The sequence below is a fragment of the Paenibacillus sp. NPDC056722 genome (genome assembly GCF_042790635.1).
Classification (GTDB): Bacteria; Bacillota; Bacilli; order Paenibacillales; family Paenibacillaceae; genus Paenibacillus_AQ; species Paenibacillus_AQ agri.
The window spans coordinates 328,753-355,713 of record NZ_JBHTYV010000002.1; the positions used below are offsets into that span (position 1 = coordinate 328,753).

Genomic DNA, 26,961 nt, shown 5'->3' on the forward strand with positions numbered 1-26,961 from the left:
GTTTATTAAGCTTTATTATTATTTTGAAAGATCGTTTTCAAACGATTTGAGCTGGGGGAAATATGGACAAGAAACTGCAAAACACGGACGGTAATTATCTTTTCAACGTCGACATCCTGATCAATGCCCGTACTAACCCGCTTGCCTTGCAATATTTGCTTGAGATGTTGAACAACAATGACAAGATTACCGATTTTAACATTAATTCGGGCCTTGAATTGGGGCGAACAATAGACAGTCTTCTCCGTTCGGCTAAAATGGCTCTGCAGCAGGAGACTCCCCCTCCTACACCCATAAAATTGCCAGCGAAGCAGACGAAGAAGCAAACACCGCAACAAGCGGAGCCAAGCGCAGAGAAAGCTCCCGACAACGGGCCTTCCGATGTGCATGGAAAGATCCGTCAGTATATTCAGAATAATCAGTTGGTCCGCCTGAGAGCGAACCGCCGCGGACAGCAGGTATCCATTCCCTGCCGCATTTTGAATTTTGATGAGACAGACAACTCGATCAGCGTCTATCATGTCGATGAGAAGCAAGTCTACACCTTCAGTTTGTACGAGATCGACGAGTTTTCGTAAAGAACGGCATAACAGGCCAACAATAAACAAGCACCCGCCTTATCATCAAGGTCGGGTGCTTGTTTATTGTTAAATCCAAGACATTCTAGTAAATAAGATCATATAGTGTGCGACTAGCGTTGAGGTTTGCGTGCAAAGGCTTCCAGTGCCAGACAGATCCAGCCTGCAATGAAGCTCACACCACCAAGAGGCGTGATAGCGCCGAGCACCTTGATTCCGGTGATGCTCAGGACATACAGGCTTCCTGAGAACAGCACGATGCCAATCAACAGCAGCCATCCAGCCCAGCGGAGCCGGGCACTCTCTCCCCATTGTCCCGCAACCAGAGCAATCAGCACTAAGCCGAGCGCATGGAACATATGGTACTGCACGCCAGTCTCATAGACCGTCATGTAATGCTCGCTGATGACCGGCTTCAGTATATGGGCACCAAAAGCGCCAATAGCTACCGCCAGCATCGCCAGCAAGGCGCCCCAAGCCATAAATGTGCGTTGCATCATAGACAACTCCTTAGAATAAGCTTCCCCTATCTTAACGTATCACCGCAGATCATTTCCAGCCGGAATCCATGAACTTTTTGCGTCCGGAGACTTGCTTTTAACTCCACCTTATGAAAAAGTTAGGAGTACACATTTATTCTTAATATAAGGCGAACTTAAGATACTAACCTAAAGCTCGGTCGTCACTACGGTGAATTTTTGGACTTCCGGTCGCTGTTGCCCCCAGATTTCTTCTTTAAAACCGCTTCGAGCGGTTGAAATCTGGAGAGCTTATGCTTTCGAGGCGAGCTTTCCTGAGGAAAGCTTTCAGGCGATCGCTTTCGCTCCTACAGTTCCAAACCTTCCCCTTCGTTCCTTCTCCCTTTTCGTTCCTTTCTTTTGTTCATCTTATATAAATTCTAAAGGAGTGTAGTCTGTGGAGTATAATCCTCAATCGAAGCAAGAGCCGCTGGACACAGAATCAGAAGACAGGTTTGCCAGCGAACAACCGTCTGAATTCCAGCAACCCTATCACTACCAGGAGATGAAGCAGAATTTCAAGCATTCCGGGCCCGGCATCGCTTCATTCATCATCAGTATGGTCACCGTGCTTGGTTACGTCATTGCTTTTGTGGTTGTAGGCGCGATGGCAGCCTCCGTATTCGATCAATCAGGAAATCTATTGGCCAGTGCATCTGAAGTCATTATCACTATTGGTATTTCCGTACTGATTCTGTCAGCCCTGAATGTGATTGGCGTAGTTGTCGGCATCGTCGGGCTCGCCCTGCGCAACCGCCGCAAGGTGTTTGGTATTATTGGTACCATTATCAATGGGGTCATCGTACTTCTTTTCATGATGCTGATCTCTACTGTCTTCGTCAACGCTGGCGGACTTTAATCACGGTAATTCACCGTAGACACAAACGGGTGTGCCCTCCTTTTCAGGAATGGCACACCCGTTTTCCTTTATAAGTACACTAGTCGTGCGTCAGCCTCCCGTATCTGCCAAAGAAAGGTTCAACAGGATATGCTGCTTTACACTCTCATCGCCTTCTACGGTTTTCTCCACATATTCAAAGATAACAGAGTCGCCTTCATTCAGGGTCTCCGGCACATTCTCCGTCCCGAGTCCCAATTCGAATGAAGTAGCTCCATCCTTCGTCTCAATCTCCACAGAATGGTTGTCAATCTGACCATTATAAATTCCAGTTCCCATGATTGCATCAGCTTCGGAACTAGGGGAAGGTGTGGGCTCATTACTTTCAGCCGGGGTCACTGTCGGCACCGGTGTTGCATTGTTGCCGGCGGGCTGCGCCGAGTTATTTCCGCTACAAGCGGTCAAAGCCATCAGCAATACAGCAGCTGCTGCTGTGGCAGGGAATAAACGTTTCTGTCTCATCTTGGCTGCCTCCTTGGGGTTCAGATCGTATTCTCTATCAAACTATTTAACCTACCCCATTATTAACGTAAACCTGGGAGTCTTGGTTGCAAAAATATCCCGCAGACACCTCTGCGTCCTTACCATGGCTCAGGTCGCGCTATACGCCACCTGACCATTCACGACGGTCATTTGGACCTTCACCTGCAGCAGCTCCTGCGGATCAGCATGAATATCACGGTCAATAACCGTAAAGTCAGCCCAGCGCCCGGCAGCGATGGCGCCACGCTCATGCTCTTCGCCGGCTGCCACAGCACTCCCCAACGTGAACAGTCCCACAGCTTCTTCTACGCTGAGCTTCTCCCCAGGCAGATAGCCGTCATGAGTCTCCTCCGGTTTACGGCGGGTGACGGCGGCATGCAGGCCAAGGAATGGATTGATTGGCTCAATCGGAGCGTCGCTGCCACCGGCACATGGGATGCCTGAGGACAGCAGCTTGTTCCAGGCATACAGATATTCTCTCCGCTCTGTCCCCACCCGGTCCAGTACCCAAGGAAAGTCACTGGCAACGAACCGGGGCTGGATATCTGCGATCAGCCGCAGCTGCTTCATGCGCTGGACCAGTCCGGCATTCAGGACCTGGGCATGAATGAACCGGTCCGGCAATGCAGCGGACATAGGGAGCGGCGCATGCTCCATGGCGGTAAGCGTCATGCGCGCAGCGGCATCCCCGATGGCATGAACCGCAATCGGAAAACCAAGCCTGCGGGCAGCAGCGGTGATCTCATGAATCTGCTCCTGCGTATAGATGGCGATGCCTGACGTATGCGGAGCATCGCTGTACGGCTGCTCCAGCAGCGCCGTCCGGCCGCCGATGGCTCCATCGGTAAACAGCTTGACCGCGCCAAGCCGAAGCCACTCATCGCCTTGACCAGCATGAAGACCTAGCGCCTCCACCTCAGGCAGATAGGTGTTGTACAGCAGCTGATGAGTGCGGAAGAACAATCCTTCCTCCTTCAGCTCCCGGTGAATCCGCAGCATCGTCTCCACGCTGTCCAGTAACCGCAGATCCTCAGTGTGGACTGCGGTTATCCCATGCGCCAAGGCGTCCAGATACCCGCGGCGCATCGCCTCTTTCTTGGCCGCATAGTCTGGCGCGGGCTGTACGGCCATGAACGGCGCGGAAGCATCCTCGTACACCCAGCCGTTCAGACGGCCGTCCTCGCCCCGTCCGTACGCACCTGAAGCGAAGTCTGGTGTGCCTTCCGTAATCCCGGCCCGGCGAAAAGCCTCGCTATTCCCAAGATAAGCGTGGAAGCAAGTCCGGGTCAGGAACACGGGGTGACGGTCCGTGATCTCGTCCAGCTCTCCGACATGGGGAGCAACCGCCGGGCTGAACTCATTCTCGTTCCAGCCCAAGCCGAGAATCCACTGTCCGGCGGGCGTCACTTCTGCGCGTTCCCTGATCATGCGCAACATCTCTTCCTTGGAGGACACGCCGGTAAAATCAAGCATGTCCAGCTTCATCCCATGCATCCCCAGATGCAGATGGGAATCGACCAGACCGGGCAGCACATGGGCGCCCTCCCAATCCACAGTAGAGTAAGACCGGCCTGCAAGCTGCAAGGCCAGCTCCTTGCCGTTCCCTACGGCGGTAATTACGCCGTTCTCAGCTACGATTGCATCTGCCGCTACGTGGCGGAACGGCAGCTTTCCATTTTTATATAGAATCGTTGTCATTAAGCTCTGCTCCTTTACGGGTCACTTCACCTTTTACTTTCTGAGATTATCACATATCCCTCGTCGCCATGAATATACTTTATTTACAAGCCGGCAAGGTCCGGCTTCATAGCGCAACTTATATCCATGGGGAGGTGGTCATCCTGTCGCAATCATCCGGTCCCTTTACCTTTGTCGTATCCAAAGAAGACTGGTCCCTGCACCGCAAAGGCCATCAGGATCAGGAACGCCATCAGCAGAAGGTCAGGGAAGCCATCAAGGATAATCTGCCCGACCTTGTTACCGAAGAGAATATTATATTGTCGGACGGCAAGCAAATCGTCAAAGTCCCTATCCGCAGTCTGGATGAGTATCGCATTATCTATAACTTCCGCAAACAGAAGCATGTCGGGCAGGGTGATGGAGACAGCCAGGTAGGAGACGTGCTGGGACGCGATTCTTCCTCTGCCCAGCCGGGCAAAGGCGAACGGGCAGGTGATCAGCCAGGCCAGGATACCATCGAGGCCGAGGTCGATCTGGAGGACCTGGAGGACATTCTGTTCCAGGACATGGAGCTACCGCACCTTAAGCCGAAAGACAAGGAAGAGATTGAAGTGAAGTCCATCGTCTTCAACGATATCCGCAAAAAGGGTATGATGTCCAATATCGATAAAAAGCGCACCCTGCTGGAGAACCTGCGCCGCAACGCAAGCAGAGGAACGCCCGGCATTCACGGCATCAGTCCCGATGATCTGCGCTACAAGACATGGGATGATATCACGATCCCCCATTCCAATGCCGTCATTATTGCGATGATGGACACCTCAGGATCTATGGGTTCTTTTGAAAAATACTGCGCCCGCAGCTTCTTCTTCTGGATGACCCGCTTTCTGCGCCGCCAGTATGAGAAGGTCGAGATTGTTTTTCTGGCCCATCATACGGAAGCCAAAGAAGTCAGCGAGCATGATTTCTTCACCAGAGGCGAGAGCGGTGGAACCATCTGCTCCTCCGCCTACCAGAAGGCGCTGGAAATTATTGATCAGAGGTACCCACCGTCCAAATACAACATCTACCCCTTCCACTTCTCGGACGGCGACAATCTTACTTCTGATAACGAGCGCTGCGTCAAGCTGATCGGCGAGCTGCTAAAGCGCAGCAACCTCTTCGGCTACGGTGAAGTGAACCAGTATAACCGCAGCAGCACGCTGATGTCAGCCTATCGCCACCTGAAGCATGAGCAGTTCATGCATTATGTGATCAAGGATAAGAAGGAAGTCTATCAGGCACTGAAAACTTTTTTCGGCAAAAAAGAATCCGTGAACAGCTGATAACGCTCCGACCATCCACATTGAAAAGGGGCTATCCCAAAACAGGTATATTCCTTGATGAGAAGCCCATCTGCTTAAAAAATAACGTAGAAAAAAGAACATGGCGGTGTTCAGGAGGATTCCTGAACCTGCCGTGTTCTTTTTGTGGTCGGCGCTCCCCCTGCTTGAGCAAGGGATGGCAAAAGAAAAAAACAAGCTGATAAGCAAGTCGATAGGCAAATGTGCGCCGTTCAGTCTTCGGATGTGCAGATGGCATTCGAATAGGTAATCAAAGTCACTCAGCCTCGGGGGTGCAGATGGCATTCGAATAGGTAATCAAAAACACTCTGCCCCGGGGTGCAGATGGCATTCGAATAGGTAATCAAAAACACTCAGCCCCGGGGTGCAGATGGCATTCGAATAGGTAATCAAAAACACTCTGCCCCGGAGTGCAGATGGCATTCGTAAGAGGTAATCAAAGACACTCACCCCCGGGAGGTGCATATGACATTCGAAGAGGTAAACAAAGACACTCTGCCTTCGGACGTGCATATCCCTTAAAGTAAAAGGGTATGTCATACAGCGAATAAATAACTGGAAATTCTCCCGTTATTTATTTAAAACGATGGATTCCAAAAAAATTAACTGGAAAAACTCCTGTTAATCTCTAAGATCTTCCCCGATTTTCTTATAAAAAGGATAATTAACTGGAGAATTTCCCGTTAATTCGAGCAAAACCCTTGAATGGGGAGAATTAACGGTACATTTTCCTGTTAAAACAAAACTCCGCTCAGAGCCAATCTCCATAATTAGGGGGTAAGGAACTGAACCGGGCTCTGACAAGTCCACCATGCTGCGCGACATGCGCATGGCGGTTCAAGATTCCCTTTTATCTATAAATACTGCGCTTTATTACAATTTCTGTGCTTCAGGTCCTGCATATGAGAGGGAGCCTGCTGAGGATCCCTGAAAAGAAACCAGCGACTTCTTCAATTCCTCAGCTAACCCCTCCAGCTTGCCAGACAGCGCCACCAGCTCTTCGCTGACCACGGACTGCTCGGTAGACATGGATGCAACCTCTTGCGTAGAAGCGTTACTCTGCTGCACCACGGCGCTGACATTACCCATAGCGTCACCAAGCTGCCGCTGAAAGGCAATCAATTCGTTAACCGCAGCTGTAGAATTCGTAATGTGCCCGAGAAACTGTTCCATCTCTGACCGGACTTGGTCAAAGATCGCGGAAGATTCCCGTACCGAGGCAATCTGCTTCCCAAATAGCGGTGCTGCTTCATTGACCACCGTCACCGTGTTTTCGATATTCTGCCCGATTTCCTCCGTAATCTGGGATACGGACTGGATGGACTGATTCGACTGGTTAGCCAGTTGACGGATCTCATCAGCGATCACCAGAAAACCTCTTCCCGCCTCTCCTGCTCTTACCGCTTCTATAGAAGCATTGAGGGCTAGGATATTCGTCTGCTTGTTGACAGCGATCATGGGGCTGAGGATGCTGCGGATCAGATGTGTGCTTTCCCGCAGCTTGGCCGAATTCTCCTGAATGAGATTCATGAGGTTCAATACTGACTCACTCTGCTCCACCAACTGCCGCATGGTTTCCGAGCCTTGGCCGCTGATGGCAACGATTTTACCAGTTGAACTGTCCATGGTAGCGTTCAGATCCGTGACCTCCTGCATTTTCTCACCCATGACCTCCACATTGCGATGGCCTCGTTCGGCCTCTGCGGCCAGGCTGGCTGCACCACCAGCGATTTCACTGGTCGCAGCAGCCACCTCTCTCGCATGCAGCGAGATGGTGCCCGACACCTTCACCAGCTGCGCTGAGGTCGACAACACTCCGTCTGCTGACAGACGACTCTGGTCCGCCAGCCGTGAAATCTGCTCCATCATCCGGTTGAAGCTATGGCCGAGCCGGCCGATCTCATCTTGGCTCTTGAAGTTCGTACGAACCTGAAGGTTGCCCTTCTCCCCCTCCTCCATCAAACCAACCAGCTTCCCGAGCGGCTTGCCAACCAGGCGCAGCAGTAAATAACCGATCAGTACGGCAACAACACCCGCTGCCAGCACAACGGATAACGTTATGTATAACAGCTTGTTGGCTGAGCTTGTAAAATCACTGACCGGCGCATAGCCCATCATCGTCCAGCCACCGATGCCCAGCGGCTGATAGACTACCAATTGGGACTGCCCCTGCTCATCCGCTGCCGTGAAAGAATGATTGAGCTGCGGCACTCCTGCAGCATCCGGCTTGTCCCGGCCTTTTGACATGTCCGGAACCTTAATGAAGGCTTCCTGACCCAGCAGCTTGGAGTCAGTTGCATACACAATCCCGCCTTCGGGTGTGACAATGCGGATTTCACCACCTGCCCCGATTTGAAGATTGTCCAGCAGACTGGTGATGGCGCTCCCTTTTACCTCAATCAGCATGTAATATTCAGCCTCGGGATGCTGCATATTTCTCAGCAATCGGCCCATCGTCAGAGAAGGCTCGCTGTACACGTCGAAGAATCCTTTCTCCCTCACAGGGAACCAGACCGGATTGCCCTTTGCGTCTTCGATCTGCTTCACCCGGGCGGCTACACCCTCATCACTCCGGACAGCACCGGTCCCCGTAGACTTGTAGGAATCAACATCAATCAGACTTTTCGAGAGCAGCCGGATCCCGGCCATCCGTTTGTCCGAATCCCGGACGGAATCCAGCTTGCGGCGGATGCGATCCTCCGCAGCGGCTTTTGACACCGTTCCCACCTGTTTATTGTTAGCGGTCTCCGAATCAGCTTTTAATACCGGATCTACAGCGAACTGCCGGGAGAGCGCCTCATATTCGGCCAGCAGAAAATCCAGCTTGTCGGCAGCCTGTACGATAGACTGGCCCGAAGCCGCCGCCACCTCATCCATGATGATCCCTTTTGCCGTATAATAAGAAGTCAAACCAAGCACAGTGGACAGTAGGACTATGGAACAGAACACAATGAGAAATAGCTTCATGCCAACTGACTTGAACCGTATAATCCATGACCGTTTCATAACTCTTTCTCTCCCCATGATTCTTTAGATATCAAAAAGGGTACAGCCCTCACATCTTGCGTACAGGCTGTACCCCTTTCCCTTGAAGCTTATGTGTTTACTTGCCAGTTGAATCTTATAATAGTAACAGCGTCGGAACTAACCTTTGCTAGCCCCTGCTGTCAGACCGTCTACAAGCAGACGCTGCAGGAAGCCGAACAGAATCATGATTGGCACCGCGATCAGCACCGCACCGGCAGAGAATAACGTAAAGTTAGTATTCTGTTGGCTGTTGACCATATCCCACATTCCGACCGCCACGGTCCAATTCTCCTTGGAGCGCAGAATCAGGCGGGCAAAGATAAAGTCTACCCATGGGCCGACGAACTGGGTCAACGCCATGTAGGTAATCATCGGACGGGACAGTGGCAGAATGATTCGGGCAAAAATCCCGAAATTGCTCGCGCCATCAATCCGGGCCGCTTCATCCAGCGAGCGCGGAATGGTGTCCAGGAAACCCTTGGCGATAAAGGTACCACCGAGTGGTGCGCCAGCCGCGTAGACGATAATCAGCGCCAGATGCGTATCGAGCAGATGGAACTCTTTTAACAGCAGGTAAATCGCGATCATACTCATGAACCCAGGGAACATGCCGAGTATCAGAATAGTGGACAGAGCCGTCTTGCGAGCCTTGAACCGGAATCTGGATACCGCGTAGCTCGTGAGCAGGGTAAGCACGACACCAATCAGCATGGACATAATCGAGATCTTCAGCGTATTGGCATACCACTGGCCGAACATATAGACCGGCGAAGTAAACAACTCGGTGTAATGAGCCAGTGTAAATTGCTCAGGAATAAACGTTTTGCTATACAGCGATTTACCGGGACGGAAGGACGCCAAGAGAATCCAAAGCGCCGGGTACAGCGCGGCTATCGACAGTATGACAAGGACGATGTAGCTGGCGCTCAGGCGAACGGTTTTACCAAATTTGCGTCCGATCATTGGATCATATCCTCCTCTTTGAACGACTTCGTCCGGCGGTAATTATACAGGGAGAATGAAGCTACAATGATAAAGATGATAATCCCTATTGCCGAAGCCATGTTGTATTTGTTCTGGTCAAGCGTCAATTTGTACAGCCAGGTTACCAGCAAGTCCGTTGACCCTGCATATTGATAGTCTCCGTTCACCGGACTGCCGCCTGTCAGCAAGAAGATCGCATTAAAGTTGTTGATATTGCCCGCAAACTGCGTAATCAGCGTAGGCGCTGTGGAGAATAATATCATCGGCAGCGTTACAATACGGAATTTCTGATACGCAGATGCCCCGTCAACCTCAGCTGCTTCGTACATATCACGTGGAATAGTAGTCAAAACGCCCATAATCAGCAGCATGGATACCGGAATTCCGACCCACATGTTAACGAGAATAACCGTTACCTTAGCCCAGAATGGATCAGTCAGCCATGGTAAACCTCCAAGCCCGAAATACCCGAGATACTGATTGATCGGCCCGAATTGGCCATTGAACAGGTTGCGCATCAAGAGGAGTGAAATCAACTGCGGTACCGCGTAAGGCACAATCAGGATAGCTCTCCAAATTCCTTTGAAACGGATGCCCTGTTGGCTGACCAGTAATGCCACAAGCAAACCGCCGAAATAGGTAGTCACTGTAGACAGTACCGCCCAGATAATCGTCCAGGTCAAGACCCCATAGAACGTATGGCTCCAGGATTTCAACACTAGAAGGCTGCGGAAGGTCTCGAATCCGACCCAATCCACCAGCTTCGCCGGCGGCATATGTCCGGGTGCAGAATAGTTCGTGAACGCCAGCATGATCATGAAGATGATCGGCATAATGGTGAAGAACAGAATACCTACGGTTGGCAGAATCAGAAACGTCTGCGCAAACTTGTAATCCATAATATAGCGAACCGTCTGCTTGAAGGAGTTCGCTTGATGACCGGCCTCGCGCTCAGCACCGATCTTATAGGCATCTCTAATATTCATATACCAAGCGGCAAGAAAGATAATAAGTACGAGAATGGTGATCAGGCTTTGAATCAGGATGAAGATGGAATGGTCTCCCTGAACCATCTTGCTGACGCCCTTCACTTTCTCCAGGTGGCTGGGGGTTTCCCCGAGCGTCACGATTCCCCATAAGGCTCTTCCGAGATTTTGAATAAAATAATAGACGGCTAAAGCTTCAGCAGCTATGAAAATAAGTCCCTTGATGAATTGGCGATTATATATTTGTCCCAATCCCATAAATATCGTCGACAGTATTGCGGCTCTCGTTCGGTGTCGCTGCATTTCTCTTCCGTTCTCCTCTCCGCGCGGAATTCAAGGAAACTGCCCGCCGTGTGGCGGGCAAGTGGATTCCACTGTGTGCTGTTCAAGCTATCGCTAAGCGCACTTGCTATTATTGAGCCGATGTACCATTGTTCAGATCCTTGATCTGTTGAACTGCTTTGTCCATGGCTACCTTAGGATCAACATCCTTATCCCAAATTTCAGGAAGTGCAGCATTCACAGGACTCCATACGTTGCCCATTTCAGGAATGGAAGGCATCGGTTGCGAGTTCTTCGCTTGTTCTGCAAAAGCAGACACATACGGATCGTCCTTGATTTGCGGATCTTCCAGCGCTTCTTTGTTCGTTGGCACCGAACCAATAATCTTGTTCAGCTCAAGCTGGGATTCCTTGGAGGTTGCAAAATGTGCATACAACTTGGCCGCATTCGGATACTGTGAGAACGAATTGACGGCATAAATTTTGATACCGGAGAACGTGACTGCTGTTTTACCAGCAACGGTAGGCACTGGGGCAATTCCCAGGTTGTCGCCCAAAGCTTCTTTGTAACCAGCCAGTTCCCACGGACCTGTAATATCCATAGCTACGTCTCCGGAGTTGAACAGACTGCGCTTGATATCAGCATTGATATCGCCGCTCTTGATTGGCAGGGCTTCTTTCAGCTTGGCAAAAGTATTCAGGCCTTCGATTGCGCCTTCATTGTTCAAACCAATATCATCCTTGTTCGTACCGTTGTCACCAAAGAGGTAACCGCCAGTTGAAGCGATGAACAGATAGTTGTAATACAGGTTGCCAACTTCCCACATAATTCCGTATTTATTCTTGGATTTATCCGTGAACGTTTTGCTGAAAGCAAGAACGTCATCGAAAGACTTCGGCGCTTCTTTTACCAGAGATTTATTGTAGTAGAGAGCATACGTCTCAGCCGCTCTTGGATAGCCGTACAATTCCCCCTCAAACGTCGAACCTACGATCGAAGCTTCTGTGTTGTCAGCCTTAGTCTGTTCGGCAAAAATATCGTTTGGAAGCACAAGGCTCGCACTTGCAGCTTTACCCAGGTTGTCATGCGGAATGTTGATGACATCGGCTGCAAGCCCGGACGGTCCGTCCTGGGTCAGCTTGGTCACTTGATCCGGACCTGCTACTTCTTCGATTTTGACAGGAACATTATATTTGGCCGTGAATTGCTTCGCGATTTCTTCCGTGAATGGTCTTTCCTCTTTGCTCTCCCAGACGATCAGGGATGCGCCGTCTTCAGGGACGATGTCACCGGCAGCTGCGTTCCCGCTGTCTGTACCCGCATTATTTGCTCCCCCATTGTCAGCAGGTGCGTTCGTCGCGGCTGCATTCCCTCCGTTATTGGCTGTATTGCTGCCGCACGCTGTAATGGACAGGACCATAGAACACGCTGCAGTGAGAACCATGAGCTTTTTCAACTTCATTGCAATAACCCCTCCCAATTTGAATACCACTTTTGATGAAGCATTATGATGATGACAAAATGTTGTGCAAGAACTTGCGCAAACGATTTCAGAAGATACAAAAAAAATATTCGTTTTTCTGTTCGTTCTGTATGTATTCGCTTAAACAAGTTTTAGAAAGCGCTTCATCGCTGAATTAATCATACAACAGGAATGAATGATTGTAAAAACGTTTGCACATAGTGTATTTAGCGTTTTTCACTTATTTATATAATAAAATAGGCATATATCTCTCTTTTTCACACGATACCTCTTATTTATTCAGAATTATTAAGATTTCACTATCAAATTTCCCTTTAATAGATACTTATATATCTTAGCAAGCGCTTTAAGTAGAGAAATTAGAACCCTTTAGGACCAAGAGTAGTAAGATTACAAAGTGAAAAATAGTGCAATGGTTTGAACAAAGTTATTGAACCCCCTCCCCTTCCATGCTATAATCCAAATCTATACAGGGTGCTTTATCCAATACAAAGGCAATGTTACTTTCAGGTACAACCTCGGCAGGCTACTACGCTAGGTTGTGCCTTTTTTGCCTTGATCGGGCAAGAAAAGTGCGGGAGTTCCCTTCAATACCCCAACCCGCGCCGCCTACGCTGTCTGTTCTATCTGGAATGCGTATCCTGGTCTGTACTGAAGTTTTGGTAACCGTTTTCCGTTTAGGAATTATGCTTTTTTTGCACAAAACTTTGTGCAAATCCATTATCTGTATGCATAAAAGGGCACACTAATTTCATAAGTTCCCTTCAGGCATACGACAACCACTTTTTGGGAGGAATTCATTCATGTTACTGGAAGCTATATACCATCGTCCGCGCTTGAACTGGTCTTATGCCTATGATGAAACTACCATCCACCTCCGCCTCCGGGCCAAAAAAGGAGATCTCACCGAAGTATTCGCCTGGGCCGGAGACAAATACGCCTGGGATGCCACCAAAGAGCTGATTCCGATGACGCTGTTCACCTCTGATTCTATGTTCGACTACTGGGAGTGCGAATCGGTGCCGCTGCACCGCCGCTTGAAATACGGATTTCTGCTGCAAAAGGATAATGAACGCATCTGGATGACTGAGAGTGAATTTCAAACAAACCGTCCCGAGAACCCTAACAAGCTTTTTGAGTTCCCGTTCATTAACCGGATTGACGTCTTCACCCCCCCGGCATGGGTAAAAGACACTGTTTTCTATCAAATTTTCCCTGAGCGATTCGCCAACGGTGATCCGAGTCTGGACCCTAAGAACGTGTTGCCTTGGGGTGGAACCCCGGCACCGGACAATTTTTTTGGCGGCGACCTGCAAGGCGTGATTGACCACCTCGACCATCTCAGCGAGCTTGGCATCACCGGCATCTATTTCACACCCGTTTTCTCGGCGACCACGAATCATAAGTACGACACCGAGGATTATATGAGCATCGATCCCCACTTTGGCGACACGCAAACGTTGAAAAAGCTCGTTGACGCCTGTCATGAACGCGGAATCCGCGTGCTACTGGACGCTGTATTCAACCACTCCGGGCGAACCTTCGCGCCGTTTGTGGATGTGCTAGAGAAAGGTGAAGCCTCCCGCTATAAGGACTGGTTCCATATCCACAGATTCCCGCTGGAAGTCATCGATGGCATTCCGCCTTATGATGCCTTTGCGTTCGAACCGATGATGCCGAAGCTCAACACAGAGAATCCTGAGGTCAAGGAATATCTGTTAAAGGTCGCTGAATACTGGATCAAGGAAACCGGGATCGACGGCTGGCGCCTGGATGTGGCTAACGAGGTCGATCATGAGTTCTGGCGCGATTTCCGCAAAGTTGTGAAAAAAGCCAATCCCGACGCCTACATTCTCGGCGAGATCTGGCATGAGTCCGCTCCTTGGCTGGAGGGCGACAAGTTCGACGCTGTCATGAACTATCCATTCACAGATGCTGTGCTGGATTTCTTCGTTCACGGCTCCCTCGATGCCGAAGGCTTCGCCAACTCCATTGGCAGACAGCTGTCGCGTTACCCGCTGCAAGCCAGCGAGGTAGCCTTCAACCTGCTGGACAGCCATGATACACCACGCCTCCTAACGTTGGCTGGCGGCGACAAGAAGAAAATGAAACTGGCCGCATTGTTCCAGTTCACCTACATGGGCACGCCTTGCATCTACTACGGCGATGAGATCGGTATGGACGGGGGCGGCGACCCCGATTGCCGCAAATGCATGGAATGGGACCCGGAGAAGCAGGACCGTGCCCTGTTCGACTTCTACCGCAGACTGATCGACATTCGTGCCAGCCATCCGGCACTGCGTACCGGTACAATCACTTTCCTGGAAGCAGCAAGTCATGGGACCAAGCTGGCTTATGAACGCCGCCTGGGTGACGACATCGTCATTGTTATGGTGAATACCGATGAGACGGCTCAGACCTTACGCATTGACGCTAGCGAGTCCCGCTGGGAGAATGTGCTCACGGGCGATCCACTCCGTGCTGACCGCGGCAAGCTCACCATCAAGCTCCCGGCTTACGGGTACACAATCATTAAGGCTGTTGTTTAAACAGCTTGCTAGCTTAAGCCGCCCCCTCCTGTCTTCGTGACAGGTCAGATAGATAAAGAGAAAGGACTATCCTCTTAGCGATATGCTCCCCATATAGTAGACAGGTGAAATAATAAAAACCTGTTTCTGTATGGGGATCATACCATTGGCGCCAGAAATGGCCTGAGGGATAGTCCTTTTTTTAATGATAAGATCGGGTCTTGGGTGGAGCCTGTGTTGCTTTTCTCACGATCTTTACTATGGTACAGCTATAGAATAAGACCTAAATAACTGATTCGTTGAGTTACTTTTACTAAACCGTAGAACAAAACCTCTTGAAGACCTCCTAACTGGCCTGTCTCTGCTTCATTTTTTCCCCATACCTACACACTTCTGTTTTTGTTGATTTGGAGACTTGATGATTATGCTCTCAGTTTTCAGTCAAACATGGCGTGAAATTTCAGTATAAAAAAACAAATTTCCTTTGCAGATAAAACACAACTGACAATACAAACCCAATGTATAAATTAAAGTCATCGCAAGATATTAATATTGTTTTATCAATTATGGTTATAACTCAAAACCAGTGCTTGGCTCGTATTTCAGCTTGTAACGGACTCCAGAGGCTTTATGACCTGTAGTTTCAACCATTCAGGAAGATAACGGACTCCAGAGACCCTATGCGCTGAAATACTGTTCATAATCCACTGTTTGGGACGAAATAACGTCACCTGAGTACGTTGCACGTTCCGTGGGCATTTTCATGCACAAATAAGGATTATACAGTCCGTTAGAATTCCACGTTTTAAAAAGCCTTGACCTCAACTTAGGTTTAGGTTGTATCTTTCTAATTGTAACTAACTGATAGGAAAATTGGAGGAAATAGACATGAAGAAATTCGCCTTTGTAACAGGTGCCAATAAAGGAATTGGATATGAAATTGTGCGTCAATTAGCTGAACAAGATTATCATGTATTTTTAGGAGCACGGAATGAGGAGCTAGGACAAAAAGCCGTGCATTCCTTAAGCTTTTCAAATGTCTCGTTTGTTCCTGTTGATATTTCTGATACACTATCTATCCAAACCGCAAAAAATAAAATTCTTGAAGTAACAGATCACTTGGATTTATTGATTAATAACGCCGGAATCGCACTTGATTTTGGTATTCTACCCAGTGAATTGAAACTAGAGACACTACGACAAGAGTTTGACGTTAACTTCTTTGGTACATTCCAAATGATTCAAACCTTCTTACCTTTAGTGAAAAAATCTCAGGGTGGCAAGATCGTTAACGTAACAACAGATATGGCTTCACAAACCATGTTCGCGAATGGAGAAATTCCTCAACTCAATATACTGGGCTATAATTCAACAAAAACAGCTGTTAATTCATTAACATTAGCATTCGGTACAGAATTTGGGACGAGTGGGCCTGAAATTTTAGGGGTTACACCTGGTTTCACAACTACGGATCTTAATCATAATTCTCCAGGTGGTAAAACAACTGCTGAAGGTGCACAAGTCATTGTTAAATACGCATTGAGCGATACAAACTATAACGGAAAAATTCTAGATAAAAATGGGATTATCCCTTGGTAATCACCTGAGGAGAGCGTAATGAATTATACTATTGGACAAGTTGCAGCAATGAATCATTTATCCATCTCACAGCTACGTTATTATGATAACAAAGGACTGTTTCCTTTCCTCAAAAGAACTGAAAAAGGCGATCGGGTATTTGACGAGGATGCACTTAAATTTCTGGAAATTATCTTATGTTTAAAAAATACCGGGATGCCAATAAAGGACATTAAGCAATTTGTTGATTGGTCGATGAGTGGGAATCATCACTCCCCTCAACGGCTAGAAATGATGAGAAAGCACGAAATTACTGTTTTACAACAAATTCGAGATGCAGAAGAAAATCTAAAAAAAATTCAACAAAAGATCGTTAGAATTGAGTCTGAAATGAATTAAGGCACTAAGCATTTAGCTACAAAAAAAGACCTCATCCTCCACTTAATCGTGGATTTTGAGGTCATTTTCAGGTTATTCCCGTTCAATGTAAACACTAGTTGGGAAGCGTTAGTAGCACTTGGTTAGTACATTGGGTTAGTAGCGTTTAGAGCTTGGAGCGATGCCTACTCTGCAGCTATTCAAAGCCAGGGGCTGCCACTCGTCAGGCACTGCCCTCCCTAGCGCTAACTTTTAGCTGTTAGGCCTTATAGGGCCAGCAGATTATAGATTACCTGCGCGCTTTCAGCACGAGTCAGTTGTTCCTGAGGAGCAAATCCACCGTCCTCCCGTCCTTGCAACAGCCCTAGTTCCACAGTTGTATTCACCTCAGACTTCGCCCAATTGCTGATACGCAATGCGTCGGTAAAGTCACTTGAGGCGGCTTGCACATTAAATTTCTTGCCTTGCTTGATCTCTAGCGCTCGGACGACCATAACGGCCATCTCTTCGCGGGTAATTGTCGCACTAGGCGCGAATATACCCCCGCTTCGTCCATTCACAATCCCCAACTGGGCTGCTGTCGTTACATAAGAAGCATACCAAGCGTCACCTGCAACATCTTTAAATTCGTTCTTTCCTTGCCCGCTCACGCCAAGCGCACGCATTAAGAGCGCGGTGAATTCCGCACGGCTGACGCTGCGTTTCGGTTCGAACACAGTAGCGGATACACCGGTTACGATTTGCTTCGCGGCCAGGGATTTAATTGCAGGAGAAGCCCAGTGTGTCTGCGGCACATCCTTGAATGTGGTATTGATCTCAAGTGCGGCATATTTGCTGAAATGCGTAATCCCGGCGGTTATGGTATCGTCCTGAATCACGCCGCCTGCATACTCTGGTTTCCCTTGCTCCGGCAAATGGAACACGCCGGTCCAATCCTTGTTCGGCTGGCCTTTGAGCTTGAAGGACAGGGTCAAAGGCTGCTGGAATACCGTTACCGGGATGCGGCTTCCGTCTTTTTTAACAACATATAGATTGAATTCATAGATATTTGATACTGAAGCAACGCGTACGCCATCCTTGCTCAGTTCGTCCAATAGTGACCGGACCGCAGTTTCCTGCAACCCACTAACTTCGAAAAGAATCTGGGCCGTCTCCGTATCTTCCCCAGATACGTACCCTAACAAGTCTGCAAGCACCTTGTTCGGAAGAGTAATATTAAGAGAATCCGTCTTAATAACCAGACTACTTGTTCCCAATACCTGTGCAGCTTGAACCGGCAGCAGAACTGCAGTCTTGCCTGGGGTAAGCTCCACTTCAACCTTGCCGTCTTGGCCACCCTTCAGACTGTCCAGGGATACAATCTGCGGGCTACTGGACGGTGTAGCCGTTGAGACCGTGCCAGGGATAGGGCTCTGCATTGGTTGTGCCGTGAACGGCGACGCAGGATCTGGTCTAGGTGTTGCCACCGGTACTGGCGTTGCTTCCGGCGTAGGAGTGACACCCGGTGTAGCTGTAACATCAGGAGTCTGTGTCGCTACCGGTGGGGCTGTGACCACGGGTGTTGGCGTTACTATAGGGGTCGGGGTCGGTGTTGGCGTCACCACAGGCGTTGGAGTCGGCGTCGGCTCCACGCCAGCCACAACCGCCAGAATCACTGTTCCGCCTTCATTACGACCAGGCAGCTCAATCGTAAGCTTTTGATCACCCGATACGGTATAGGTTGTGCCGCTATATTCGTCTTTGACAAGCGTTCCAGCTGCAAAAGGTACCGGAACCTCAGCAGAGACAGCGTCCGTCTTCGTGTTGATAACTGTCACTACATTTTCATTGTTGTACTGCTTGTTAAAGGCCAGATAACCCACCGCATCCGAGCCAGCCAGCTTAGTTCGTTCTCCCTTGGCGAATACTTTGGAGTACTTCGCCCGGATGTTCAACAGCTTGCTGTAATGATCGTGGAGCCCTTTCTCCGCAGTTAATTGCTCCCACGGCATATCGGAGCGGTTCTCGCTGAACTCGCCTTTGGACATATCTCCGGCATTTTTACCTGAGCGGCCCAGTTCTTCGCCGTAGTAAATCACCGGCTGTCCCTTAGCCGTAATTTGCAGCGCAGCTGCAACTTTCAACTTGCCTTTGTCCCCGCCGACATATTCGGACAGGAAGCCGTCTTCATCATGGCTGCTCAGGAATTGAGCCATCATCCGGGTATTGCCGATCTTGCCTTCCCGGTCCTGAAGATAGGCGTCGGTATCATTGATTTTACCATTTGTGAAATCACGGGCAGCGCCCTTGAAGCCAAAGTCCAGCAGACTGTCCATCTGCCCGCTCTCCAGCGTTCCCCCGTCGTTGTCTGTTGTTCCGCCAAAGTATTCTCCTACTAATTTAAAGTTCGGGTCGATGGCAGTCAGTGCATTCTTGAAGGCTTTCCATGTGGTATCCTCCACATGCTTCACGGTATCCACACGGAAATAGTCGATGGTGTCCCCGCGCTGCGTCCGGGCATTGTCCAGCCAGTCACTCTGCCAGGCAACCACTTGCTTCCGCACTGCAGGGTCCTCTGTCCGGAAATCCGGCAGACCTGCTAGTTCACCACGGATCGGGTCTGTGTCGGCAGATACGCCATCTGTGCGCAGCATCCCGGCAAAACGGGCTTTATCTTCCGGTGTAATCGTAGGACTGTTATCCTCAGGCTTCAAGCCATACCCGGTATGATTGAGTACAACGTCCACCATGATTTTGATGCCCTTGTCGTGCGCCTTATCGATCAGTTCTTTGAAGACCTCCATATCGCCAAGATGCTCATCAAGCTTAGTAAAGTCCTTGGCCCAATAACCATGATAAGCGTATTGCTTGCCGCCAAAGCCAGTACCCTGATTAAAATCTATGTTATCTACAATCGGCGTGATCCACAGCGTGTTGATGCCAAGTTCCTGCAGATAATCCAGACTGTCGATCATCCCTCTGAAATCCCCGCCGTGATAGGCTTCGAGGTGATTTTTATCAACATTCTCGTTGTTGTTCGGATCTCCATCCTTGAATCTGTCTGTCAGGGCAAAATATATCCGTGCCTCATCCCAGTCAAAATCAAGGGGGTCACCGGAATAGGTTCTGGCCTTCACTTCAAGGGTAGCCGTGTGCTTATGCTTGTTGCCATACTGGTCGACCAGGACAACCGGAATATTCTTTATTCCCGCCGGGACGGTGTCTTTGGCAGCAACAGTCTGCTGCATCAGCTCTGTATCAAAGTCCACCTTGGCAGGTCCGCCCAGTGACGTTAAATCCATATAGGCTTCCTTATAGGTTACAGTTTCGCTGGAGTCTGTCTTAAGCGTTACCACCGCATTCTGATTGGAATGAATTGCTGCGGGGGATACCTCCGAGACAATGCTGACGTCTGGAATATGGTAGACGACCTGGGACTCGCCATTCACTGTATTTTTGGGATCTGTAAATTCAGTTGTATTCCCGTCTTTGGTGACCAGGAATGTGTATTTATAGGTTCCCTGCGCTATGTCAGTCAGAGAATAGCTGAACCATTCGCTTGCCTGATCATACACCATCGGATATTCCGTACCGTTCACCTTGACCTTAACGCCTGTGATTGCGTCTTGACTGCCACTACGGAACAAATTCTCGTCACGGTACCGGAACGTAATCGTTCCGTCTTTCAGCACCGGACCACTGATGTTCGGCTTGATATCCAGCTCTTTGACCATGCTGGTGACATTAACCTTGGTGAACGCTTCGCCAGGCGTGAGCGGAATCAGACGGTCGTCTGGATAATCCTGCTTCGCCGTGTTCCAGTCCGTACCTTTGCGGAGCACGAACCCGACATTCGTGGCGTTCGGTGCCACTTCGATCAGAACGCTTGCCGTTCCTTTTTCAAACGTTGTGAAGTCAATCTGGTCGTTCTTGGCTCCGGTGTTCCAAACCCAGAGATTCCAGTCTGTATAGTTCTTATCCTCACGGGTATAGGTAAACTGGACATAACGTTTGTTATTCACCGGTTCTGTCGTTACTGTAACTGCAACTTTGGTAGAGAAACCGCCATAGGATGCAGTAATCACAGCGGTTCCCGCTGATTTGGCTTTAACCAATCCTTTGTTCGTAACCTCAGCCACAGCCGGTTGATCGGACACAAAGGTTGCTTTTGCCGTCACATTGCTTCTGCTGCCATCATCGTATTTGGCGAATACAGCACTCTGATGAGTGTCGTTCACCTGAAGCGTATAACTCGCAAGATCACTTTCCAGTGAAGTCAGGGCAGCTGCGGCAGAGTCTTTTCTGATCACCACTGCGGTGAGCGGCTCTAGCGTAATAGAATGGGTCGTCAGATTGAACCCGGTCTGGCTCGTGACAGGAATAGGCATTGTTCCTGCCTTCGCACCGTCAACCAGCACCTCACCGTCTGTCAAATCCTCAGATAGCGTAAGCGTTCTTGCAGTGCTGTCCCCGTTCATGAAGACATAATAGGTACCGGTGCCATCGGTTGCCTTGTTTTTGTAGCCAATGACCAAATCGCTGGCCTTAACCTCAAGTGCCGTAATAAGAGTCACATTGGAATCCACGAGACTTTTGTCAGCCAACCGGAAAGCATTGGTTGATTTCCTCAGTTCCACCAGGCCAGTCGTGTATTCTCTCGTGATATTCTCTACGGGGAAGCTTGCTTCATCCGTTGCCTTACTCCAATCGAACATGTTGATAGCATCCGAGGAATCATAAGAATCATGGATAAAATAACCGAAGGAGACTCCATCCTTATCCTTCATCTCCGTATATTTATCCTCGGGAACGCCACTCGACTTCCACTGCTTTGTGCGGCCGTATTCCTGACCCGCATGGATAAAGGCTGTTCCCTGGGAAGTCAGAACCAACAGGTTGCCCAGTCTGATCCGCTTCTGGATCTCCAGCTCATTTTCCGGGATCGCCGGATCTTTCTTAATCGACTGCGCAATCACATCATGAAGCGGCAGATTGTCATGGGCATCAATATACTGCACCATATCGCCCGGACTATCTGCAGGTGTATTGGACGGCTGTCCCTTGATATTGTTCAGGATCGTGCTGATCTGGCGTGCACCGCCTGTAATGAATCTTGGTTCGCCCTCGGAGCCGAAGCCGGATTTCAATTCATTACGGAACTCATCAGAGAATACCCCGACACTATCCGTCTTATCCATCCAATCCTGATCTGCGCCTTTGCCGGCAAGGGCTGGATCGGACGCTGCACCACCGAAGGTCCGCCAGCCTTCACCAATGAACAGCGCCTTTGGATTCAGCGCGGCAGCGGCATCATAGGCGTTCTGCACCGATTCGTACGTGGCATCGCCCATCATGTCCCAGCGCATCCCGTCGATTTTATACTCGGAGAACCAGTACTTTACAGAATCGACCATCAGCTTCTCGGCCATCTTGTGGTTGGTTGCCAGATTATTGCCGAAGCCGCCGATAAAATTACCATTCGCATCCTGGAACGCATAGTAGTTCGGCACGATGTCGTTCAGCAGCTCGGTCTTCGCCATATGGGTGTACACCACATCCAGCACCACACCCATCCCGGCTTTATGCACAGCATCGATCAGGCCTTTTAATTCCTTGACCCGTAGTTCCGGGTCGGCAGGATTTTGCGAATAAGCCCCGTCCGGGGAAAAATAACTGTGGGGATCATAGCCCCAGTTGTATTCATTTCCTTTTGCCGAATAATTCAGCTCCCGCTGATCCATCTTCGTCTCGTCCCCATAATACCAAGCCATTACAGGCAGCAGCTGAACATGAGTTACGCCCAGGGATTTGATGTAATCCAGCTTTTTCTCAAAAGCCGCATAAGATCCCCAGCGCTCGCCGTCCAAACTGACTTCGATAGAAGGATCAGAGGTGAAATCCCGGACATGCACTTCATAAATGATAGCGTCTTCACGATTCTCATAGCCACTAATATCGGCATAGCTGAAGTCAGCAGGATTGCTACCGTTCAAATCGACAATCGCCGCTTTGCCGACGGTATCGCCGCCCTCTCCTGGTGCCCCTGTCGTGTCTACCGTGAACACTGCCATGGATTTCGCATAGGGGTCCAATACATTCTTCGTTACCCCGTCATTAGTGACTTCATATTGATAATAAAAACCTCTCACATCGCTTGCAGCTGCACCAGTCAGATCCTCCGGCTTCAGCTTGACCGACCAGACACCCTGTTCGCCCCGTGCCAACGCGACTGTGCCTACAAGAAGATTGGAATCATTCTTATCGTATACCTTGGCCGATACCGAGCTGGCTTTCGGAGCCCAGAGCTTCAGCGTCGCAGTCTTCTCCTCAGGGTGATAAGTTGCTCCAAGATCGTCCCCTGTATAGTTGTACATCTCATCCAGCATTCTCCAGCCGGAAGAAGCCGCTACGGTCTTGCCCGCGTAAGTTATACTCAGTGGTGTCTGATCCAGCTCAAAGGCTTCGGTATCCACCTCGATCGCGGTGGGACTGGTGATCGATACGGATGTAACCGGAATGACGGTTCCCGCGTTGTCCTTCACGGAAATCGCTGACTGTAATTCAGCTGAATCCAGGCCGTCCGTCAGGGTGAAGCCGAGAAGGATTTTTTGAGTTGACAGAACCTCAGCAGATACTAATCCGATCGGCACCTCGCCAAACGGAGAGACATAAACATTATTATCGCCTTCCCGTACCCAGAGCTGATTGTAACGGTCCAGCAGTGTAAAACCTTTATCACCGCCATCCTTATCACCGCTTGCCGGGTCCAGGACAAGAAAGCCGATTTTCTTCGCATTCTCTTTCAGCGGAATATCGGCATAGGCCCCGAAACGGTCTCTTTGTCCATCCGAGAATGGCGTTGCCCCAGTAGGCCAATTCGTGGATTCTGCCGTAACATCTCCCCACAGCCACAATCCATGCGAGCGATAGTTGTTATCCGCTCTCATGTAATGCACCCGCACCGTATTGGCAGGAAGTATAACCGGCTCATATGGCGTAATTACGTCAGAGCCTTCCTTGATCCAAATCTCGTTTGTCTGCGGTGTGTTAATGGCAAACAGCTTATCCCCGGCATCCTTCGCCTGCGTACTGCGGTTTACCACCAGGAACGAGAATTTCTTGGCCCCTTCCTTCAGCGGGATATCGACATAAGCCCCGTAGGCATCCCTCAGTCCTTCCGGAAATGGTGTTGCCCCACCCGGCCAGTTCTCGGAAGGCGCTGCGGCACCATCCCACACCCACAACCCTTGGTCGGCATAATCGTCAGACGTCCGGTTGTAGTGAACCCGCATGTGCCCGTCTGGTACAGGATTTACTGCACCGGGTTCCGAAAGGACGTTCGTTTCAGCACTGTCACTGTGGTTCGTTTCATTGAATTCTAAAGCCTCTCCTGGCGCTGCCGATTGAGAAGTTTCCACAAGCACGCTTTCCAATGCCGTTGCCTGTGCAACCGCCGGATGAATCCCCAAGCAGGATAACAGCAGAACTATAACCATTCCTGCCGCAAAATATTTCTTGATCCAAAGCGTCCGTTTCATTCCGTTAACCCCTCCAATGATTCCATGATTTCACTACAAGTGCCCTTTAGTAATAGATTACTGCTCTACTTCTCTCACCCGATTCAGCTGCCTGATCCTGAAGTTCTTAAGGAACCTCTTTATGTAAGTTTTGCCCCAGCAGTCATCGAATGGCAGGCACATTATGTCATATAACGGCTTGTCAGGCCTCTGATAGACACACATCCTCCTTCACAGAATAAGCCAATGATATTTTCAGGTAGTGCATAGCGAAGTGAACATCTGATAACATCAATCTCTAACAGTGAATACTAGCAAAAATTGCGCAAACGTTTGCAAAAAGTTCCAAGAAAAACTTACTCTAGTAACGATTACATAACCATTCTGTCATGTTCCAATAAAAAATATCACTTGAAAGCGCTTGCTACAATTTGATTAACATACTAATCCCAAAATTAAGAAGTTGTCAACAAGAAATTGTAGTAGCTCCGTTCAACTTCCACTTTAAAAAATTCCTTCAATGCACAACGTTTGCACTAAAATATCAGGGACAAATCACTATTTACACCCTGTTTTCTCCAAGAAACTCATGAAATCAGCGCTATTCTAGCACTTTAGTGAAAATATACAAACCTGGTGGCAAAAATCCTGCACCCTCTCCAAAAGTGGCTTATCCCCTGTCCTGACGGACTTTTTCTATTTACAATTGGCAGTACTTCGATTAATATTACTGTGTAAAGCAAACGGTTCCATAAGGAGGTTTCTATGACAGTTACCATTAAGGATGTGGCGAAAAAAGCGGGAGTATCCCCGTCCACAGTATCCAGGGTGTTGTCAGGCCATCCCAGAATCAGCCTGGAAACCTCACGTAAAGTTAAAGCGATTATGGAGGATATGGGCTACACTCCCAATATGATGGCCAAGAGTCTGGTATCGAAGACTACCAACAGTATTTGCATTATCCTCCCGAAACCGGCTGAAGAGTTGTTCTCCAACCTGTTCTTCATGGAATTGATTCGCGGGATTGTCACGCAGGCCAGCCGATCCGGCTACGATGTACTGATCAGCTCCGGCGCGAATGAAAAGGAAGAACTGGAAGCCGTCTCCCGCCTCCTGAAGGGGCGCCGTGTTGACGGTGTAATTCTGTTGTATTCACGCAAAGATGACGCTGTGATTGATTTTCTACAGGGTGGTGGCTATCCCTTCGTGCTAATCGGAAGAAGCGACCGCTATGAGAATATATTATCTGTCGATAATGATAACGTCATGGCAGCGTATGACGCCACGAATCACCTGATTTCCATGGGACATGAGCGTATCGGCTTCGTCAGTGGCCCACCCAATCTCATCGTTTCCCGCGATCGTCTGGAAGGTTACCGCAAAGCTATGGAGAACAGCGGATTGACCATGCGACCGGAATGGATTGTGGAAGGTGAATTCTTACAGGATAGTGGCTACAGGGCGATGTCTTTCTTCATGAATCTCCCGAACCGACCCACTGCGCTGGTCGCGGTGGACGATATGGTGTCCTTTGGTGTGCTGCGCGGATTGAACGAACTGAAATATAAGGTTCCCGATGATCTGGCGATTGTCAGCTTTAACAACATTCCGTTGTCCGAGCTGTCCAGTCCCCCTATCAGCAGTATTGATATCGGTATCTACCATCTGGGCTACACTGCCTCGCAGGTACTGATTCAGGGCATACAGAAACCTAATAATGATGCGGGTTATACGAATAGATTTGTGATTCCGCACCGCCTCATTGTCAGAGAGTCCTCCATGCATACACCAAGCAAGCCGTAACAGACCGGGAACGAACAGGAACGAATAAATGAAGCGTAGATGCTTCATTTATTTTTTGGATCTTTGTTCAAACGTTTGCGCTAATATGCAGATTAATGATTCCTGAGTCCATTCTAATACGCATGGACAGAAGCAATTCCGCGTATATCTTTCTAGGAGGTTCCATTCATGACAACTATTCATGCCTGTTTATTTGATTTGGATGGTGTGCTTGTAGACACCGCTAAGTATCATTACATTGCCTGGAAAGAGCTGGCTGACGATCTAGGCTTTCCTTTCACCGAGCAGGATAATGAACGCCTTAAAGGTGTCAGCCGAGCGGCGTCACTCGATATTTTGCTAGAGATAGGCGGGCTAACTATGGATGAGCACGAAAAAGCGAGGCTCGCTGATAAAAAGAATGCCCGTTATGTTGAGTACATCTCCTCTATGGACAGCTCAGAGATTCTGCCCGGCGCCCTTCAATTCCTGATGGAATGCCGCCAGAATGGCATCAAGGTCGCTCTCGGCTCCGCCAGCAAAAATGCGATGACCATCTTGAACAATACTGGCTTGACCCCATACTTTGACGCCATTATTGACGGCACCCACACCAGTGCTGCCAAGCCTGACCCTGAAGTGTTCCTGCTGGGAGCCAAAGCTTTGGGCGTAGAGCCGGGGCACTGTGTCGTCTTCGAGGATGCCGAAGCTGGCATAGAAGCCGCTATCCGTGCCGGAATGACCAGTGTCGGCATCGGCTCTCCAGCCACCCTTGGAGCCGCCAATATAGTCATCCCTTCCCTGCAAGAAATGAAAGTTTCGACGCTTAGGGAATCTTTTACCAGTAATTAAGCAACATTAAGTTATACACCTATCGCGGGATGTACGATTGCTCCCTGCCTCTCCCTATTCATAAAGAACCATGTCCTAGTTTTAC

Annotated in this window: 16 protein-coding genes; 8 read left to right on the plus strand and 8 right to left on the minus strand. The window is 49.4% G+C overall.

All coding sequences use genetic code 11. The features are described 5' to 3' along the window. Positions 1–62: 62 nt before the first annotated feature. On the plus strand, positions 63–578 hold the full coding sequence (locus ACFRAM_RS06010; protein WP_379464982.1) for a hypothetical protein: 516 nt from the start codon (positions 63–65) through the stop codon (positions 576–578). Positions 579–691: 113 nt separating this feature from the next. Here the strand turns inward: ACFRAM_RS06010 and ACFRAM_RS06015 are convergent, their stop codons facing one another. Beyond that, positions 692–1,075 (minus strand): DUF423 domain-containing protein, encoded by a 384-nt coding sequence (locus ACFRAM_RS06015; protein WP_379465524.1) that lies wholly within the window; start codon positions 1,073–1,075, stop codon positions 692–694. A gap of 418 nt (positions 1,076–1,493) precedes the next feature. On the opposite strand from ACFRAM_RS06015, the gene ACFRAM_RS06020 reads away from it, so the two are divergent. Further along, positions 1,494–1,955 (plus strand): hypothetical protein, encoded by a 462-nt coding sequence (locus ACFRAM_RS06020; RefSeq protein WP_379464983.1) that lies wholly within the window; start codon positions 1,494–1,496, stop codon positions 1,953–1,955. Between the two features lie 90 nt (positions 1,956–2,045). On the opposite strand, the gene ACFRAM_RS06025 is transcribed toward ACFRAM_RS06020, so the two are convergent. Both ACFRAM_RS06025 and ACFRAM_RS06030 read right to left on the minus strand, forming a co-directional pair. Then, on the minus strand, positions 2,046–2,456 hold the full coding sequence (locus tag ACFRAM_RS06025) for a hypothetical protein (protein WP_379464984.1): 411 nt from the start codon (positions 2,454–2,456) through the stop codon (positions 2,046–2,048). A 129-nt stretch (positions 2,457–2,585) separates the two neighbouring features. Continuing rightward, positions 2,586–4,175, minus strand: coding sequence for an amidohydrolase (locus ACFRAM_RS06030; protein ID WP_379464985.1), 1,590 nt, complete (start codon positions 4,173–4,175; stop codon positions 2,586–2,588). Between the two features lie 143 nt (positions 4,176–4,318). On the opposite strand from ACFRAM_RS06030, the gene yhbH reads away from it, so the two are divergent. Next, positions 4,319–5,482, plus strand: a complete 1,164-nt coding sequence (yhbH, locus tag ACFRAM_RS06035) for a sporulation protein YhbH (protein ID WP_379465525.1) — start codon at positions 4,319–4,321, stop codon at positions 5,480–5,482. 891 nt (positions 5,483–6,373) lie between these two features. Here the strand turns inward: yhbH and ACFRAM_RS06040 are convergent. From ACFRAM_RS06040 to ACFRAM_RS06055, 4 genes are all read right to left on the minus strand, one after another. After that, the gene (locus ACFRAM_RS06040; protein ID WP_379464986.1) at positions 6,374–8,506 is read right to left on the minus strand and encodes a methyl-accepting chemotaxis protein; all 2,133 of its coding nucleotides are present in this window, start codon (positions 8,504–8,506) and stop codon (positions 6,374–6,376) included. A 138-nt stretch (positions 8,507–8,644) separates the two neighbouring features. Then, positions 8,645–9,490 carry a sugar ABC transporter permease gene (locus ACFRAM_RS06045; RefSeq protein ID WP_379464987.1) on the minus strand — a complete coding sequence of 282 codons (846 nt, stop codon included), beginning with the start codon at positions 9,488–9,490 and terminating at the stop codon, positions 8,645–8,647. Beyond that, complete coding sequence (locus tag ACFRAM_RS06050; RefSeq protein ID WP_379464988.1) at positions 9,487–10,800, minus strand: sugar ABC transporter permease; 1,314 nt, start codon at positions 10,798–10,800, stop codon at positions 9,487–9,489. Before ACFRAM_RS06050 ends, ACFRAM_RS06045 begins: the two co-directional genes overlap by 4 nt. A gap of 109 nt (positions 10,801–10,909) precedes the next feature. Then, positions 10,910–12,241 carry a sugar ABC transporter substrate-binding protein gene (locus ACFRAM_RS06055; protein WP_379464989.1) on the minus strand — a complete coding sequence of 444 codons (1,332 nt, stop codon included), beginning with the start codon at positions 12,239–12,241 and terminating at the stop codon, positions 10,910–10,912. A gap of 824 nt (positions 12,242–13,065) precedes the next feature. Here ACFRAM_RS06055 and ACFRAM_RS06060 point away from each other — a divergent pair. The 3 genes from ACFRAM_RS06060 (at position 13,066) to ACFRAM_RS06070 (ending at position 16,767) form a co-directional block, all read left to right on the plus strand. Next, positions 13,066–14,811, plus strand: coding sequence for an alpha-glycosidase (locus tag ACFRAM_RS06060; RefSeq protein WP_379464990.1), 1,746 nt, complete (start codon positions 13,066–13,068; stop codon positions 14,809–14,811). Between the two features lie 867 nt (positions 14,812–15,678). Beyond that, complete coding sequence (locus ACFRAM_RS06065; protein ID WP_379464991.1) at positions 15,679–16,389, plus strand: SDR family NAD(P)-dependent oxidoreductase; 711 nt, start codon at positions 15,679–15,681, stop codon at positions 16,387–16,389. Between the two features lie 18 nt (positions 16,390–16,407). Further along, positions 16,408–16,767 carry a MerR family transcriptional regulator gene (locus tag ACFRAM_RS06070; protein ID WP_379464992.1) on the plus strand — a complete coding sequence of 120 codons (360 nt, stop codon included), beginning with the start codon at positions 16,408–16,410 and terminating at the stop codon, positions 16,765–16,767. A gap of 245 nt (positions 16,768–17,012) precedes the next feature. Here ACFRAM_RS06070 and ACFRAM_RS06075 read toward each other — a convergent pair whose 3' ends face one another. Beyond that, complete coding sequence (locus tag ACFRAM_RS06075; RefSeq protein WP_379464993.1) at positions 17,013–24,263, minus strand: pullulanase; 7,251 nt, start codon at positions 24,261–24,263, stop codon at positions 17,013–17,015. Between the two features lie 744 nt (positions 24,264–25,007). On the opposite strand from ACFRAM_RS06075, the gene ACFRAM_RS06080 reads away from it, so the two are divergent. After that, positions 25,008–26,045 (plus strand): LacI family DNA-binding transcriptional regulator, encoded by a 1,038-nt coding sequence (locus tag ACFRAM_RS06080; RefSeq protein WP_175374183.1) that lies wholly within the window; start codon positions 25,008–25,010, stop codon positions 26,043–26,045. Between the two features lie 168 nt (positions 26,046–26,213). Further along, on the plus strand, positions 26,214–26,876 hold the full coding sequence (pgmB, locus tag ACFRAM_RS06085; protein ID WP_379464994.1) for a beta-phosphoglucomutase: 663 nt from the start codon (positions 26,214–26,216) through the stop codon (positions 26,874–26,876). The last annotated feature ends 85 nt before the right edge of the window (positions 26,877–26,961 follow it).

What these genes read in the sequence shown, in the direction of transcription:
- ACFRAM_RS06015 (WP_379465524.1), bottom strand. Translation starts at nt 1,075, where the DNA reads ATGCAACGCACATTTATGGCTTGGGGCGCCTTGCTGGCGATGCTGGCG.
- ACFRAM_RS06030 (WP_379464985.1), bottom strand. Translation starts at nt 4,175, where the DNA reads ATGACAACGATTCTATATAAAAATGGAAAGCTGCCGTTCCGCCACGTA.
- ACFRAM_RS06055 (WP_379464989.1), bottom strand. Translation starts at nt 12,241, where the DNA reads ATGAAGTTGAAAAAGCTCATGGTTCTCACTGCAGCGTGTTCTATGGTC.
- ACFRAM_RS06050 (WP_379464988.1), bottom strand. Translation starts at nt 10,800, where the DNA reads ATGCAGCGACACCGAACGAGAGCCGCAATACTGTCGACGATATTTATG.
- ACFRAM_RS06060 (WP_379464990.1), top strand. Translation starts at nt 13,066, where the DNA reads ATGTTACTGGAAGCTATATACCATCGTCCGCGCTTGAACTGGTCTTAT.
- ACFRAM_RS06070 (WP_379464992.1), top strand. Translation starts at nt 16,408, where the DNA reads ATGAATTATACTATTGGACAAGTTGCAGCAATGAATCATTTATCCATC.
- ACFRAM_RS06045 (WP_379464987.1), bottom strand. Translation starts at nt 9,490, where the DNA reads ATGATCGGACGCAAATTTGGTAAAACCGTTCGCCTGAGCGCCAGCTAC.
- ACFRAM_RS06065 (WP_379464991.1), top strand. Translation starts at nt 15,679, where the DNA reads ATGAAGAAATTCGCCTTTGTAACAGGTGCCAATAAAGGAATTGGATAT.
- ACFRAM_RS06010 (WP_379464982.1), top strand. Translation starts at nt 63, where the DNA reads ATGGACAAGAAACTGCAAAACACGGACGGTAATTATCTTTTCAACGTC.
- ACFRAM_RS06075 (WP_379464993.1), bottom strand. Translation starts at nt 24,263, where the DNA reads ATGAAACGGACGCTTTGGATCAAGAAATATTTTGCGGCAGGAATGGTT.
- ACFRAM_RS06025 (WP_379464984.1), bottom strand. Translation starts at nt 2,456, where the DNA reads ATGAGACAGAAACGTTTATTCCCTGCCACAGCAGCAGCTGCTGTATTG.
- ACFRAM_RS06080 (WP_175374183.1), top strand. Translation starts at nt 25,008, where the DNA reads ATGACAGTTACCATTAAGGATGTGGCGAAAAAAGCGGGAGTATCCCCG.
- pgmB (WP_379464994.1), top strand. Translation starts at nt 26,214, where the DNA reads ATGACAACTATTCATGCCTGTTTATTTGATTTGGATGGTGTGCTTGTA.
- ACFRAM_RS06040 (WP_379464986.1), bottom strand. Translation starts at nt 8,506, where the DNA reads ATGAAACGGTCATGGATTATACGGTTCAAGTCAGTTGGCATGAAGCTA.